The organism is Hymenobacter nivis (assembly GCF_006439025.1).
Classification (GTDB): domain Bacteria; phylum Bacteroidota; class Bacteroidia; order Cytophagales; family Hymenobacteraceae; genus Hymenobacter; species Hymenobacter nivis_A.
Window position 1 is genome coordinate 250,171 of the sequence record NZ_RCYZ01000006.1, and the last position, 13,873, is coordinate 264,043.

Sequence of the window (13,873 nt, forward strand, 5' to 3'; positions counted from 1 at the left end):
CCTTTGCCGCTCATCAGTGCTTGGGCCGTGCGCCGTTCGTTTGCTTTTAAAGTTACCCTGCTGGCCCTGGCCTGGCTCGTGCTCGCCATTGCCTGCGAGCGGGTGCCGGCGGGCACGTGGTGGCCGGCCATGTTTGGGGCCCTCACGGTGCCCGGGGCCCTGCTGCTAACGGCCGCGCTGGCCCTGTACTGGCTGCGGCGCGACTGGCGCGTGGCCCTGCTGCCGGCCGTGGCGCTGGCCCTGTGCTGGCCCCACGTGCAGCGCGGGCTGGCCATGCACTGGCCGGACGCCAACACCGCTGGGCCCGGCCAAAATGGGGCCCCGGGCCCTGATTCATTCGCTGAATTTTTGCCTGCCGCCGCGCCCGGGGCCCTGCGGCTGCTCTCGGCCAACGTGCGCATTTTCAACGTGTACGCCGAGCTGCGCGACCCGGACTTCACTTCTTCCAAGGCCTTCATCACCTGGCTGGCCGAGAGCCCGGCCGACGTGCTCTGCCTCCAGGAGTTCTACAACGAGCCCCGCGGCTCGCGCGAAAACGGGCAAGTTTTCCGCAGCGCCGAGCGGCTGGGGCGCGGCAGCGGGCGGCACGCTTTCGTGAGCACGAGCCTCACCAACCGCATCGGGGCCGAGTTTGGGCTGGCCATTTTTTCGCGCTTTCCCATCGTGCGGCGCGGCACCATCCCGTTCGGCAAGCTCAGCCAGAACCACGCCATGTGGGCCGACCTGGCCCGGCCCGCGGGCCCCGAAGGCACCGGCCGGCCCCGCCCCGATACCGTCCGCGTCTTCAACCTGCACCTGCAAAGCATGAGCCTGGCCGAGGGCGACATCGTGGACGCCTCCACCACCAAGGCCGGCCTGCGCGACAAGGCCCCGGGGTTGCTGCGCCGCTTCCGCAACGGGGCCGTGGCCCGCGCCCGCCAAACCGACACCGTGCTGGCCCGCGTGCGCCGCTCGCCCTACCCGGTGCTGCTGGCCGGCGACTTCAACGACCTGCCCTACTCGTACCCCTACGACCAATTCGCCGGGGCCCTCACCAACGCCTGGGCCGCCACCGGCCTCGGCCTGGGCGCCACCTACCACGGCCGCCTGCCCGGCCTGCGCATCGACCAGCAGTTTGCCTCCCCGCAGTGGCAAGTGCTGGGCTGCCGCGTGCACGACGAGATTTTGTGGAGCGACCACTTTCCGGTGGAAGCCTTGTATCAGTTGGCCCCAAAATAGGGCCCCGGGCCTTTGCCGGGGCGCCCGGTCGCCGCGCGGTGCGGAGCGCACAAAATGCCGAACTTTGCGCCGCCGGCCGCCCGAACGAAACAAACCGTTCCCGGGCCCGATTGCTCGCTTTCTGATTTCCTGACCTTCATGGCTCTTTCGCTTTATAACACGCTTACCCGCGCCAAGGCGCCCTTCGTGCCCGTTCAGCCGCCCGTGGTGGGCGTGTACTTGTGCGGGCCCACCGTGTACAGCGAGGCCCACCTGGGCAACGCCCGGGGCCCCGTGGTGTTCGATGTGCTCACGCGCTACCTGCGCTACCTCGGCCACACGGTGCGCTACGTGCGCAACATCACCGACGTGGGCCACCTCGAAAGCGACGCCGACACCGGCGAGGACAAGCTCGAAAAAGCCGCCCGCGCCCAGCGCCTCGAGCCCATGCAAGTGGCCCAGCACTACGCCAACCGCTACCGCGCCCACATGGCCCAATTGGGCTGCTTGCCGCCCGACATCGAGCCCCAGGCCAGCGGCCACATCACCGAGCAAATCGGTATGATTGAAGAGATTATGGCCAACGGCTTGGCCTACGAGGTGAACGGCTCGGTATACTTCGACGTGCCCAAGTACGACGAGCACCACCGCTACGGCAAGCTCTCGAACCGCAGCATCGAGGACCAGCTCGCCGGCACCCGCGACACGCTGGCCGGCCAGGACGAGAAGCGCAGCCCGCTCGACTTTGCCCTTTGGAAAAACGCCTCGCCCGAGCACATCATGCGCTGGCCCTCGCCCTGGGGAAATGGTTTTCCTGGTTGGCACCTCGAGTGCTCAGCCATGAGCCGCAAGTACTTAGGCGCTGAATTTGACATCCACGGCGGCGGGCTCGACCTGATGTTTCCGCACCACGAGTGCGAAATTGCCCAGAGCCAGGGCAGCCACAGCCACACCGACGAGGCCCGCGTGTGGATGCACAACAACATGATTACCGTAGGCGGCGCCAAAATGAGCAAGTCGACGGGTAACTTCATTACCCTCACCAACTTGTTTGTGGGCCCCACCGGCGGCCTCAGCCAGGGGTACTCGCCCATGGTGGTGCGCTTCTTCCTGCTGCAAGCCCACTACCGCAGCCCCGTAGACGTGAGCGACGATGCCTTGCAAGCCGCCCGCAAAGGCTACCGCAAGCTGATGAACGGCCTGCGCCTGCTGGCCAAGCTGGAAGCCCCCGCCGCGCCCGCCGCTGATGGGGCCCCAGCCGACACCGCCGCCGGCGACGCCGAGCTGGCCAAGCTCACCGCCGACCTGTGGGTGGGCCTGGACGACGACCTGAACACGGCCCGCAGCATTGCGGCGCTGTTCAACTTGCTGCGCAAGTTCAACGCGCTGGCCACCACGCCCGCCGCCCGCGCCGCCGTGTCCGACGAGGCCATGGCCGCTGCCACCGCCGCCTACCGGGCCCTGGTGGCCGACGTGCTGGGCCTGCGCGATGAGCCCCGCGCCAACGCCGAGGAGCTGCTGGCCCTCACCCTGGGCTTCTACTCCGAAGCCAAGGCCGACAAAGCCTACGACAAAGTGGACGTGATTCGCGCCGCCCTCAAAGACCAGGGCATCGTCATCAAAGACACCAAGGCCGGCGTGGAATGGGCTTACAGCGAAGAGTAGGGCCCCGGCGCGAAATTTGCCACAAGCGTAAAATCTGTACCAAAGGCCGTCATGCTGAGCGGAGCGCAGCGGCGTTGAAGCATCTCTACTGCGCCACCAATCAGGGTTGCTGCTGCGACGGAGGTGCTTCAACGCCACTGGGCTCCGCATGACTGTTCCGCTGCCCGACTTGACCTGATTAATTCAACCCATGCGTTCCCTTCGCCTTCCCCTGGCCGCTTTGGCGGGCCTGCTGCTGCTCACCGCCTGCCCCAGCAAAACCCCCGACGCCGGCACCGACGCCGCCCCCGAGGCCGCGCTGCCCAAGGCCCCGGTATTCAACGCCGATTCGGCCTACGCCTTCACGGCCAAGCAGGTGGCGTTTGGGCCCCGGGTGCCCAATACGAAGGCCCACATTGCCTGCGGCGACTGGCTGGTGGCCAAGTTGAAAAGCTACAAGCTGAAGGTGTTGGAGCAGCCGTTCGACGCCATGACGTTTGACGGTACCAGCATCCACGGCCGCAACATCATTGCCCAGTACCAGCCGCAGGCCGCGCGCCGGGTGGCCATCTTCGGCCACTGGGACACGCGCCCGTTTGCCGACGCCGACAAGGTGCACAAGAACGCGCCCATGGACGGCGCCTCCGACGGGGCCAGCGCCGTGGCCGTGGGCCTGGAAATGGCCCGCGTGCTCAGCCAGCAGCCCGACAGCCTGGCGCCCGCCGTGGGCGTCGATTTCATCTTCTTCGACGCCGAGGACTGGGGCTACGAAACCACCACCCAGGCCGATTTGAAGGACCAGCTGGACGAAACCAACGGCAACTCGTCGTGGTGCCTGGGCTCGCAGTACTGGGCCGCGCACTTGCTGCCCGCCAACTACAAGGCCGAGTACGGCGTGCTGCTCGACATGGTGGGCGCCAAGGGCGGCGTCTTCACCCGCGAAGGTACCTCGCGCGAAAATGCCCTGGGGCCCCTAAATAAAATCTGGAACACGGCCGCCCGCCTCGGCTATTCCGACTACTTCCGCTACCAAGACACCGGCGGCATCACCGACGACCACGTGTACGCCAACAAGGCCGGCGTGCCCACCATCGACATTTACCACTACAACAACAGCGTCGACATCTTCCCCGCCTACCACCACGCCACCGCCGACAACATGAGCATCATCGACCGCAAAACCCTAAAAGCGGTGGGCCAAACGATGCTGCAAACCCTGTACGTGGACTGATGAGCTACTGCATTTTATAAGAAAAAAGCCCCGCCAACGCGGGGCTTTTTTTGTGAAAGGCTGGCCAGCGCTGGCTCAAGAATACGTCAGCCGGGCGCCGGCAGCATCTACCGTTAGGGTGGCTTCGCGGCCCACTACCAGGGCCCTATTATCGGCCTCGTGGCCCACGGCGAAGCCGTAGCCGACCGGGAAATTGTACAGCTGGGCGTAGTTGTTGATGATTTCCAAGGCCGAGTGGCCGAAGGGCACGGCGTTGTCGTGCATTTGCGAGAAGTGGCCCACCACCAAGCCCGCCAAGCCCGCCAGCTGGCTGCTGCGGTGCAGGTGCAACAGCATCCGGTCGATGTGGTAGAGGTACTCGTCGAGGTCCTCGAGGAACAGAATCCGGCCCGCAAAGCTGGCCTGCGAGCCCGTGCCGGTGAGCGTGTGCAGCAGGCTCAGGTTGCCGCCCACTAGGGCCCCAGTGGCCGTGCCGGGCCGGTTCAGCGGGTGCGCCGGGGCCACCAGCCCGGCATCGGGGGCCCCAAACAGGGCGTGGCGCAGGCTTTCCAGCGCCTCTTCGCCGCCGGGCTGGTTGAAGAGCACCGGCACCGGGCTGTGCAGGCTGGCGAAGCCGCGGCGCAGCAAGTGGCAGTTGAGCACGGTGACGTCGGAAAAGCCAGCCACCCATTTCGGATGCTGCGCAAATTGCTCAAAGTCAAGCCCGTCCACGATGCGGGCGGTGCCGTAGCCGCCGCGGGCACAGAAGATGGCGCGGATGCTGGGGTCGTCGAGCTGCTGCTGGAAGTCGCGGCGGCGCAGGTCGTCGTCGCCGGCAAACTGGTGGCTTGCAGCCCCGATGCTAGCGCCCAGCACCACCTCCAGGCCCCAGCCGGCGAGGGTGGCGAGGGCCCCGGCCAGGTCGGCGGGCGGCACTTTGCGGGCGGGGGCCACAATGGCCACGCGCTGGCCGGCCTGCAGCGGCGGCGGAAAGAGAATCGGCATAACGAAACCAGGGAAAAGGGCCCGCAAAATAACGGCCGCCCCGCGCCCCGCCCGCGGCAACCCCGCCCGCCGGGGCCCCGTTTGCCCCAGGCACCCCACTGCTTCCGCTATGAAAATCCTGCCTTCCCTCGCCGCCGGCCTCGCCGGGGCCCTGGTCCTCACCGCCCTCCACGAAACCGTGCGCCGCTTGCGCCCCCACGACGCGCCCCGCATGGACCTGCTCGGCGAGCGGGCCCTGCGCCAGCTGCTGGCCAAAGCCGACGCCGACCAGCCCGGCGACCAAGAAGCCTACTTCCTCACCATGGTCGGCGATATTGCTGGCAATGCCCTCTACTACAGCTTGGTGGGCAGCGGCCCACACGCCCAGCGGCGCGGCCTGCTGCTGGGCCTGGCCGCCGGCGTGGGCGGCGTGGTGCTGCCGGGGCCCCTGGGCCTGGGCAGCGCGCCCAGCGCCCGCACCCCCCAAACCCAAGCCATGACCGTGGCGTGGTACACGGTGGGCGGCGTGGTGGCCGGCGCCGTGGCCCGGGCGCTGCGCCGGCGGCGCTAAGCGTCGGCGGCGCTTTAGCCGTTATTTACCTGCCGTGTGCCACCTTGCGGCCGGAGTAGTCAATAAGCAGCTCCACAGGTCGTTAATCTTGGTTATTCACGCTTTTTTCTTCTGATAATGAAAGCAACCTTACTCTTAGTGGTGCTGTGGCTGCTGGCCGCCGGGGCCCCCGCCATGGCCCAAATCGACACCACCCGCGCCCGCTACTACCAGCCCGTGTTTGCCAACGTGGACGTGACCCGCAACGTGACCTACGGCTCGGCCCCCACCTTCTCCGGCACAACCCAAACGCTGCTGATGGACATTTACCAGCCGCAGGGCGACACGGTGAAGCGCCGGCCGGTCATCATTTTTGCCCACCAGGGCGGCTTCTTGCTGGGCTCCAGGGTCGACCCCTACATGGTGGCCGTGTGCACCCGGCTCGCCCGGCTCGGCTACGTCACGGCCAGCATTGAGTACCGGCTGGGCTTTCCGCTCACGGGCTTCCCGCTGGCGTTCACCGACACGGTGGGCCTGGCGCAAGCTGCCATCCGGGGCGGCCAGGACCTGAAAGCGGCCGTGCGCTTTTTCCGCCAGGACGCGGCCACCGCCAAAACCTACCGCGCGCACCCCAACTACATCGCCGTGGGTGGCTCGTCGGCCGGGGCCTTCGCGGCCCTCGAAGTGGGCTACCTGGACAAAGACAGCGAAGTGCCGGCCTACGCGAACATTGCCAGCCTGGGCGGCGTGGAAGGCCAGAGCGGCAACGCCGGCTACAGCAGCCTCCCGCTGGCCGTGCTCAACCTGAGCGGCGCCACCCAAACCCCCAGCTACATCGAGGCCGGCAACGCCCCGCTGTGCAGCGTGCACGGCACCGCCGACCGCACGGTGCCGTACCTCCAGGGTAAAATCGGGTCCAGCCTGCCGCCCAAGTACGTGTACGGCAGCGGCCGCCTCAACCCCCGCGCCGCGGCCCTGGGCATCACCAACACGCTGCGCACCCTCAAGGGCGCGGGCCACATCCCGTTCGAAACCAACGCCGCCTACGCCGACACGGCGTTCTGGACGATGCGCGACTTCCTGCGCCCCCTGCTGCGGCAAACCGGCACCGTGCTGGCCGCCCGCGCCACCGCCCAGGGCCCCCAGGCCCAAGCCTACCCCAACCCCGCCACCGACGCCGTGCAGCTCAGCATCCCCGCCGCCTGGCGCCAGCTCGGCGAAGCCCAACTGCTGGACATGACCGGCCGCGTGGTGCGCCGCCTCGACTCCCGCACCGCCGACCTGCGCGTGGCGCGCGGGGCCCTCACGGCCGGCGTGTACTCGCTGCGCTTCCCGGGCCAGGCCCCGTTGCGCATCGTGTTCGAGTAGCGCCGCGGCACTGCCGGCGCGCGGCTAAAAAATAGGGCCCTGGACAAAATGCTAGCACAGGGCTTTCGAAAACCTGGGGCCTAAGACAAATTGTCGGAACAGCGCGTCTGGGGCCCCAGGGCGGTCAAGTACTTAATTCCTGATCGTGTAAAAGGCTCACTAGTAATAATATTGCTTGCTGGGTACGGCTTGGAACTGCGGCGGTTTTGGCCCGGCTAGCTGCTACGCCCAACGTGGTACTTTCCTTGATGAGGGTTGCTGAGCTACTTTTTGCGCGGCCCGCAACTACCCGCGGTACCACCTCACCCCCCACGCCCGGGTAGCTGCCCCTGCTCCTCATGTGGACTTCTTCCCGCAAGCGCTTGCGCCGCTTGGAGGCGGCTTGGCACCAGCCGGCTGCACGCTCCCGCCACTTCCCCGTGGTGGCCCGCTACTACAACCAGGTGCAGCACGAGCCCGCGTACCAGCGCTTGCCCGACCAAACCTGGGAGGACCTGAACGGCGAATTGCTCTTCGGACTGCTCGATGCCACGGTGAGCCCGGTCGGCCAGCAATGCCTGTACCACCGCCTGCGCAGCCCACTCGCCGACGAGGCTGCCTTGCACGAGTTTGATGCCGCCGCCACCCTGCTGGCGCAGCAACCCGCGGCCCGCGGGCAAGCCCTGCTCGCCCTAGACCAGCTGACGGCCCACGAGGCGTACTACCTGACCGATTTGCTGCAGGGGGAGCCCCTGCCCACGCTGCCCGGCGCGCGCTTTGCGCCGCTGCTCGCGCTGGGGCTGCTGGCCACGTTGCTTGGGGGCTTTTGGCTGCCCGCGCTCTGGTTGGGTACGCTGGCGTTTGCCCTCACCAATGCGGTGTTTCATTTCTGGCAGCGCCCGCGGATTCAGCGCACTGTTCGCCCGCTGCTGCAATTGGGCCGCTTGCGTCGGGCAGGCCGAGCGCTGCACCGGGCAGCCCTGCCTCTGCGGCCGCTGCAGTTGCTGGCCGTGCCCCTGGCCCAACTAGGGGCCCTCGTGCGGCAAGTAACGTTCTTTAATGTGGAAGCCACTTTGCAAAGTGACATGGCTGCCGCCGTCTCGCTGGTGCTCGACCTGCTCAAGATGCTGCTGCTGCTCGACGTGCTGCTGTACGCCCGTTGCCGGGTGGCGGTGCAGCAGCACGCGCCCGCGATTCGGACGGTCTTTGAGGCCGTGGGCTACGTCGATTGCGCCCTGGCGGTGGCTAGCTTCCGCCAGCGCCACGCCACCTGCGTGCCCCACTTTGGGCCGGCGGCCGAGGGCATCCAGATGCAAGCGGCCTACAACCCGCTGGTGCCAGGGTGTGTGCCGAATGACCTCACCTTAGCCGGGCCCGGCGTGCTGCTCACCGGCTCGAACATGGCGGGTAAAACTACCTTTATGCGCACGCTGGGCGTAAATGCCCTGCTGGCCCAGACGATAGCTTCGTGCCCGGCCACTGCCTACCGCGCCCCTTTTTGCCGCGTTCTCACCAGCCTCAGCCTGGCCGATAGCCTGCCCACGGGCAAAAGTTATTACTTGGTAGAAGCCGAAACCATGCGGCAGCTGCTGCTGGCCTGCGACGCGGCCCTCGGTAGCTACCTGCTGCTGCTCGACGAGCTGTTTAAGGGCACGAACACGCAGGAACGCATCGCCGCCAACAAGGCCGTGCTGGCCTACTTGCAGCCGCGCAGCTGGGTAGTGGCGGCCACCCACGACGGCGAGCTGGGGGCCCTCTTGCAATCGAGTTTCGTCGAATACCACTTTTGCGAGACGGTCACGGATGAGGATTGGTATTTCGACTTCCGCCTCAAAGCCGGGCCGCTCACCACGCGCAATGCCATCCGGTTGCTGGCGCGCCTGCACTACCCGGCGCAGGTGGTAGCGGAGGCGCAGGCGCTCAGTGCCACGCTGGCCACGCGGCCGCAGCCCAGCAGCGCGCAACCGCCCACGCCGGGAGAACTTGACGCCGTGGCTGATTCGACCAGCTGCGAAGACCGTTCATTCGAATAAACGATTCATTGTGTAGATATTAACTAGATAGTGCATGCTCGCGGCGCTTCCCCGGCTAGGCTACGCTGCGCATTGTGTTTGAATAGCTGCCGGCACTTGCGCCGGAAACCTGCGCGCCCTGCTCACGAAGGAACGGAACGGCTAATTACCTTTCGGATAACCGAAGACCTTTTAGCGAGCATGGGCACTTATTCGAGGCGCAACTTCATCGAGCAAATGGGCTGGGGGCTGGGGGCCGCGGTGGCGCTGCCGCCCCTCGCGGCCATGGCGCCTGCGCGGGCGCCGCTTGGGGCCCCCCGGCAACTGAACATCGCCCTCTGCGGGCTGGGCCGCTACGCCAACGTGCTCAAAACCGGGCTGGCGGCGTCGCAGCACTGCCGCCTGGCGGGCATCGTGACCGGCACCCCCGCCAAGGCGGCGGAGTGGAAACGGGCCTACAACATCCCCGACAAAAACAGCTATACCTACCAAACCTTCGACCAAATCAGCGCCAACCCGGCCATCGATTTGGTGTACATCACTCTCCCCAACGGGCTGCACAAAGAGTACGTTTTGCGGGCCGCCAAGGCAGGCAAGCACGTCATTGTGGAGAAGCCGATGGCCTTCACGGAGAAGGACTGCCGGGAAATGATCGAGGCCTGCCAGAAGGCGGGGGTGCAGCTGGCGGTGGGCTACCGGCTGCACTACGACCCCCACCACATCGAGCTGAAACGGCTGGGCCAGGGCAAGGTATTTGGCCAGGTGCGCCTCATTGAGGCTTCGCTAGGCTACCGGCTCGAAGGCATCAGCCCCGACGATTGGCACCTGAAAAAGGCGCTGGCCGGCGGCGGGCCCCTCATGAACCTGGGGGTGTACTGCGTGCAAGCCGGCCGCTACACGCTGGGCGAAGAACCCAGCGCGGTAACGGCCCAGTTCGGGCCGGTCACCCTGCCCCAGCTATTCAAAGAGGTGGAAGAAAACATTACTTGGCAGCTCTACTTCCCCAGCGGGGCCGTCTGCACCTCCTCCAGCACGTCCAACTGCAACATCGACCGGTTCTTTGCCACTGCCGACGAAGGCTTTTTTGAGCTGGAGCCCGCGCTCAGCTACGGGCCTTTCAAGGGCCGCACCAGCCAAGCGGCGTTCAATTTTCCGGTGGTCAACCAACAGGCGGCGCAGCTCGACGACATTGCCGCCCACATCCTGGCCAAAACGCCCTTGCCCGCCCACATCTCCGGCGAGGAAGGCCGCAAGGACATGCGCGTAATCGAGGCCATTTACCAAGCGGCCCGCACGGGCCAAAAAGTCACGCTGGCATGAGCACTCCCAAGAAGTGGGCTTTTTCCCTGCTGACTTCCGGCGCGTTGCTGCTGCTGGTCACCGCGCTGCTGGTTCTAAACCCGGGCTTCTTGTACGCCAACCGGACGGCGACGCCCCACTACACCATTTACCACAACCGCCCCCTGGACCCGGCGCTGCTGCCGCGCCTGGAGCAGGCCCGGGCGATAGATCAGCAAAGCAGCTGGTTCGATCCAACCCTCCGCCTGAACATCTGCCTGAACGACGGGTCGGCGTACCCCGGCCTAGTGGAGAAGCTGCGGGGCCCCGCGTTTGGGTGGAGCATCTACCGCAGCGTTGTGCTCAACGGGGAGGCGAATCCTCAAGCCAACTACGTGGCTTTGAATGGGTACAAATGGGATTTCGTCCAACTGCTCGCCCACGAAGCGGCCCATTGCTACCAGCTGCGCCGGTTGGGCATCTGGCAAATGAACCCACTCATTCCGCAGCACCCAATGTGGAAACTGGAAGGCTACGCGGAGTACGTCGCCCGCCGGGGCCCCAATTACCTGCCCTTGCGCCAGCAGGTCCAGCAACTGCGCCAAGCGCAGCAAGCAGCGCCGCACGAGTGGGGAATAGCCTTGGCCGACGGCACCACCGCCAGCCGTGAATATGCGGGCTACCTCGCCCTCACCACCTATTGCCTGGACGTTAAGAAAATGACCTACCAGCAATTGCTGGCCGATACCACTTCCGAGCAGACGGTTCACCGCCAACTAGCAAGCTGGTACCAACGGGGAGAAGGCAAATAATCGCCGCCTGCTCTAATAGGAATTCCCTGGAGCGCTTACGCCGCCACGCCCAGGGCCTCCAGCAGCAGTTGCTTCTGGGCCTGGAAAGCGGGGGCGGTGCGGCGGCGGGGGCGGGGCAGGTCCACGTTGAAAGTGTGGTGCACGCGGCCGGGGCGGCTGCGCAGCACCACCACGCGGTCGGCCAGCACGAGGGCTTCCTCCAAGTCGTGGGTGACGAGCACGAGGGTGGGGCGGTCGTCGGCCCAAATGCCGAGCAGGTGCTCCTGCAAGTCCATTTTCGTGAACGGGTCGAGGGCGCTGAAGGGCTCGTCGAGCAGCAGCAGGCCCGGCCGCGCCACCAGGGCCCGCGCGATGGCCGCCCGCTGCGCCATGCCGCCCGAGAGCTGCCGCGGCCACGCGTCGGCAAAATCGGCCAGGCCCACCCGGGCCAGGGCCCCCGCGCTGCGGGCGGCGCGCTCGGCGGCGGGCAGGTGGGCAATGCCGAACGCCACGTTCTGGCGCACCGTGAGCCAGGGCAGCAGCCGCGGCTCCTGAAACAGGAAGCCCACCGCCGGGTGGGGCCCCGCCACGGGGGCCCCGTCGATGAGCACGCGGCCGGTGCCGGGCGCCTCCAGCCCCGCCACGATGCGCAGCAGGGTGCTTTTGCCGCAGCCGCTGGTGCCCACCAGGGCCACGATTTCGCCGGGCTGCACCTGCAGGCTCACGTCGTGCAACGCCACCACCTGGGGCCCAAACTGCTTGCCAAGGTGCTCGATGCGCAGCATGGTTGAAGGGGAAGAATGTGGAAAAGATTGTGGAGATGTGGAGAACGAAGGGGGCGTGGCACCGCGGGGCGGGAAGGCGACACGGCCGCTTTCATCCTGCGCGGTGCCGCGTTCCTCAGCTTGGCCCGCTGCCGTGCGTGTCTTGCCAGCGGAGCAGGCGGCGGCTGAGCCAGGCCAAGCCGGCGTCGGTGGTGCGGCCCAGCACGGCGAAGAGTAGGATGCTGGCCAGGATGGTTTGGGGCCGGCCAGTCATCTGGCCGTCCACCAGCAAGAAGCCCAGGCCTTTGTTGGCCCCCATGATTTCGGCGGCCACCACGAACATCCAACCCAGGCCCAGGCCGTTGCGCAGGCCCACCAGGTAGGCCGGCAGCGTGGCGGGCAGAAACACGCGCCGCACCAACTCCAGCCCCGACAGCCGGTACATGCGGCCCACTTCCACCAGCTTGCGGTCCACGCCCTGCACGCCGCTCATCAGCCCCAGGTACACCGGGAAAAACACGCCCACGGCAATGAGCACCACTTTCGAGGTTTCGTAAATGCCCATCCAGAGAATGAACAGCGGCACCCAGGCCAGCGACGGGATGTTGCGCACGCCCTGCAGCAGCGGGTCGAGTAGGCGGCGGGCCAGCGGCGCGTAGCCCGTGAGGGCCCCCAGCGCCGTGGCCGCCAGGCTGCCCAGCGCGAAGCCCGCGCCCACCCGCGCCAGCGTCAGGCCCAGGTGGGGCCACAGCTCGCCGGTGCGGGCCAGCTCAGCAATGGTGGCCAACACTTTGGAAGGCGCAGGCAGCAGGTTGGGCGGCAGGGCCCCGGTGCGGGCCAGAATTTCCCAGAGCGCCAGCAGGGCTAGGGGCAACACCGCGCCCAGCGGCCACTGCCAGCGCCGCGGCGCGCGCGGGTTGGCCACCGGCTGGGCCGCAGCGCGGGTAGGCGGCGCTAAAACGAGGGCGGAATTGGACATAAAAAAATCAAGGTTGAAGCCAGTTGGCTAGGGCCCCGGGGCCCTAGCGCGCCGCCACGGGCGCGGCGGGTAGCTTGTTCACGTACTGCGGGTCGACCAGCGCCTTCAGGGTTTGGGCCACGTCCACGCTAGCTTCAATGGTACCGGTTTTCTTGAGCACGTCGCCGGCCGCCCCGATGGTGGCCAACTGCGGGGCCCCAAAGCTGTTGACGGAGAAGTCGGTGCGGGCCAATTGCTTGGCGGCCACAGCCGGGCTTAGCTTGGCCTCGGCGGCCAGGGTTTGCTGCAGCTCGGCGGGGTGCTGGCGGGCCCAGGCGCGGGCCTGCTCGTAGGCGCGCAGCACGGCGCCCACCAAGGCCGGGTTGTCCTTGGCGAAGGCTTCGCGGACGTTCAGCACGCCGTAGCTGTTGAACTCGGGGTTGCGGTAGAGGAGCTTGGCGCCCGACTCCAGCTCGGCCTTGGCCATGTGCGGGTCGAGGCCGGCCCAGGCGTCCACGTCGCCTTTTTCGAGGGCGGCGCGGCCATCCGGGTGTTGCAGCGGAATCAGCTCGATGTCCTTCTCGCTCATCCCAGCTTGGTCGAGGGCGCGCAGCAGAAAGATGTAAGGGTCAGTGCCTTTGGTGGCGGCCACGCGCTTGCCCTTGAGGCCCGCCACGGTGGCAATGGTCGATTTGGGCCCCACGCACAGCGCCGTCCACTCGGGCTTCGAGTAAATGTAGATGGCCTTGAGTGGGTTGCCGTTGGCGCGGGCCACCAGGGCCGCTGCCCCAGCCGTCGAGCCGAAATCGACGCTGCTGCCGTTGAGGAATTCCAGGGCCTTGTTGCTGCCCTGGCTCAGCACCCATTCCACCTTGATGTTCTGCTTGGCGAGGTCTTTTTCCAGCCAGCCCTGCTGCTTCAGTACCAGGCTAAGGGGGTTGTAGTAGGCGTAGTCGAGGCGCACAGTTTCGGGCGCAGCGGCGGTGCCGCCAGTGCTGTTACTGCCGCTGCCACAGCCGGTTAGCAACCCAGCCACAGCCAGCACACCGCACAAAAGGACCCGCGGCCCGCGCAGGGCCGATGAGAAGGAAAAGGTCATGTTCAAGAAAATAAGGGAATGATGTGCCCGGCCCCCGGG

At 66.9% G+C, this 13,873-nt stretch carries 12 protein-coding genes; 8 read left to right on the forward strand and 4 right to left on the reverse strand.

Annotated features, from left to right (window positions below):
• Positions 1–27 precede the first annotated feature (27 nt).
• The 3 genes from EAH73_RS15500 to EAH73_RS15510 all read left to right on the forward strand — a co-directional run bounded on the left by EAH73_RS15500 (position 28) and on the right by EAH73_RS15510 (position 4,072).
• Positions 28–1,218, forward strand: coding sequence for an endonuclease/exonuclease/phosphatase family protein (locus EAH73_RS15500; protein ID WP_140468122.1), 1,191 nt, complete (start codon positions 28–30; stop codon positions 1,216–1,218).
• 138 nt (positions 1,219–1,356) lie between these two features.
• The gene (gene cysS / locus EAH73_RS15505; RefSeq protein ID WP_140468124.1) at positions 1,357–2,862 is read left to right on the forward strand and encodes a cysteine--tRNA ligase; all 1,506 of its coding nucleotides are present in this window, start codon (positions 1,357–1,359) and stop codon (positions 2,860–2,862) included.
• A 190-nt stretch (positions 2,863–3,052) separates the two neighbouring features.
• Positions 3,053–4,072, forward strand: a complete 1,020-nt coding sequence (locus tag EAH73_RS15510; protein WP_140468126.1) for a M28 family peptidase — start codon at positions 3,053–3,055, stop codon at positions 4,070–4,072.
• Between the two features lie 75 nt (positions 4,073–4,147).
• Here EAH73_RS15510 and EAH73_RS15515 read toward each other — a convergent pair whose 3' ends face one another.
• A complete protein-coding gene (locus EAH73_RS15515; RefSeq protein ID WP_140468128.1) occupies positions 4,148–5,056 on the reverse strand; it encodes an LD-carboxypeptidase in 909 nt (302 codons plus the stop codon).
• Positions 5,057–5,165: 109 nt separating this feature from the next.
• On the opposite strand from EAH73_RS15515, the gene EAH73_RS15520 reads away from it, so the two are divergent.
• The 5 genes from EAH73_RS15520 to EAH73_RS15540 all read left to right on the forward strand — a co-directional run bounded on the left by EAH73_RS15520 (position 5,166) and on the right by EAH73_RS15540 (position 11,034).
• Entirely contained in the window at positions 5,166–5,606 is a 441-nt protein-coding gene (locus tag EAH73_RS15520) for a hypothetical protein (protein WP_140468130.1), read from the forward strand.
• A 117-nt stretch (positions 5,607–5,723) separates the two neighbouring features.
• Positions 5,724–6,953, forward strand: coding sequence for an alpha/beta hydrolase fold domain-containing protein (locus tag EAH73_RS15525; RefSeq protein ID WP_140468132.1), 1,230 nt, complete (start codon positions 5,724–5,726; stop codon positions 6,951–6,953).
• A gap of 338 nt (positions 6,954–7,291) precedes the next feature.
• A complete protein-coding gene (locus tag EAH73_RS15530; protein ID WP_140468134.1) occupies positions 7,292–8,965 on the forward strand; it encodes a MutS-related protein in 1,674 nt (557 codons plus the stop codon).
• A gap of 180 nt (positions 8,966–9,145) precedes the next feature.
• Positions 9,146–10,264, forward strand: coding sequence for a Gfo/Idh/MocA family protein (locus EAH73_RS15535; protein WP_140468136.1), 1,119 nt, complete (start codon positions 9,146–9,148; stop codon positions 10,262–10,264).
• Positions 10,261–11,034: a hypothetical protein gene (locus EAH73_RS15540; protein WP_140468138.1), complete on the forward strand. Its 774-nt coding sequence runs from the start codon at positions 10,261–10,263 to the stop codon at positions 11,032–11,034. The genes EAH73_RS15535 and EAH73_RS15540 overlap by 4 nt, the downstream gene beginning before the upstream one ends.
• A 35-nt stretch (positions 11,035–11,069) precedes the next feature.
• On the opposite strand, the gene EAH73_RS15545 is transcribed toward EAH73_RS15540, so the two are convergent.
• The 3 genes from EAH73_RS15545 to EAH73_RS15555 all read right to left on the reverse strand — a co-directional run bounded on the left by EAH73_RS15545 (position 11,070) and on the right by EAH73_RS15555 (position 13,834).
• Entirely contained in the window at positions 11,070–11,798 is a 729-nt protein-coding gene (locus tag EAH73_RS15545) for an ABC transporter ATP-binding protein (protein WP_140468140.1), read from the reverse strand.
• A 115-nt stretch (positions 11,799–11,913) separates the two neighbouring features.
• Positions 11,914–12,756 (reverse strand): ABC transporter permease, encoded by an 843-nt coding sequence (locus EAH73_RS15550; RefSeq protein ID WP_140468142.1) that lies wholly within the window; start codon positions 12,754–12,756, stop codon positions 11,914–11,916.
• A 43-nt stretch (positions 12,757–12,799) separates the two neighbouring features.
• Positions 12,800–13,834 carry an aliphatic sulfonate ABC transporter substrate-binding protein gene (locus tag EAH73_RS15555; protein WP_140468144.1) on the reverse strand — a complete coding sequence of 345 codons (1,035 nt, stop codon included), beginning with the start codon at positions 13,832–13,834 and terminating at the stop codon, positions 12,800–12,802.
• Between the last annotated feature and the right edge of the window lie 39 nt (positions 13,835–13,873).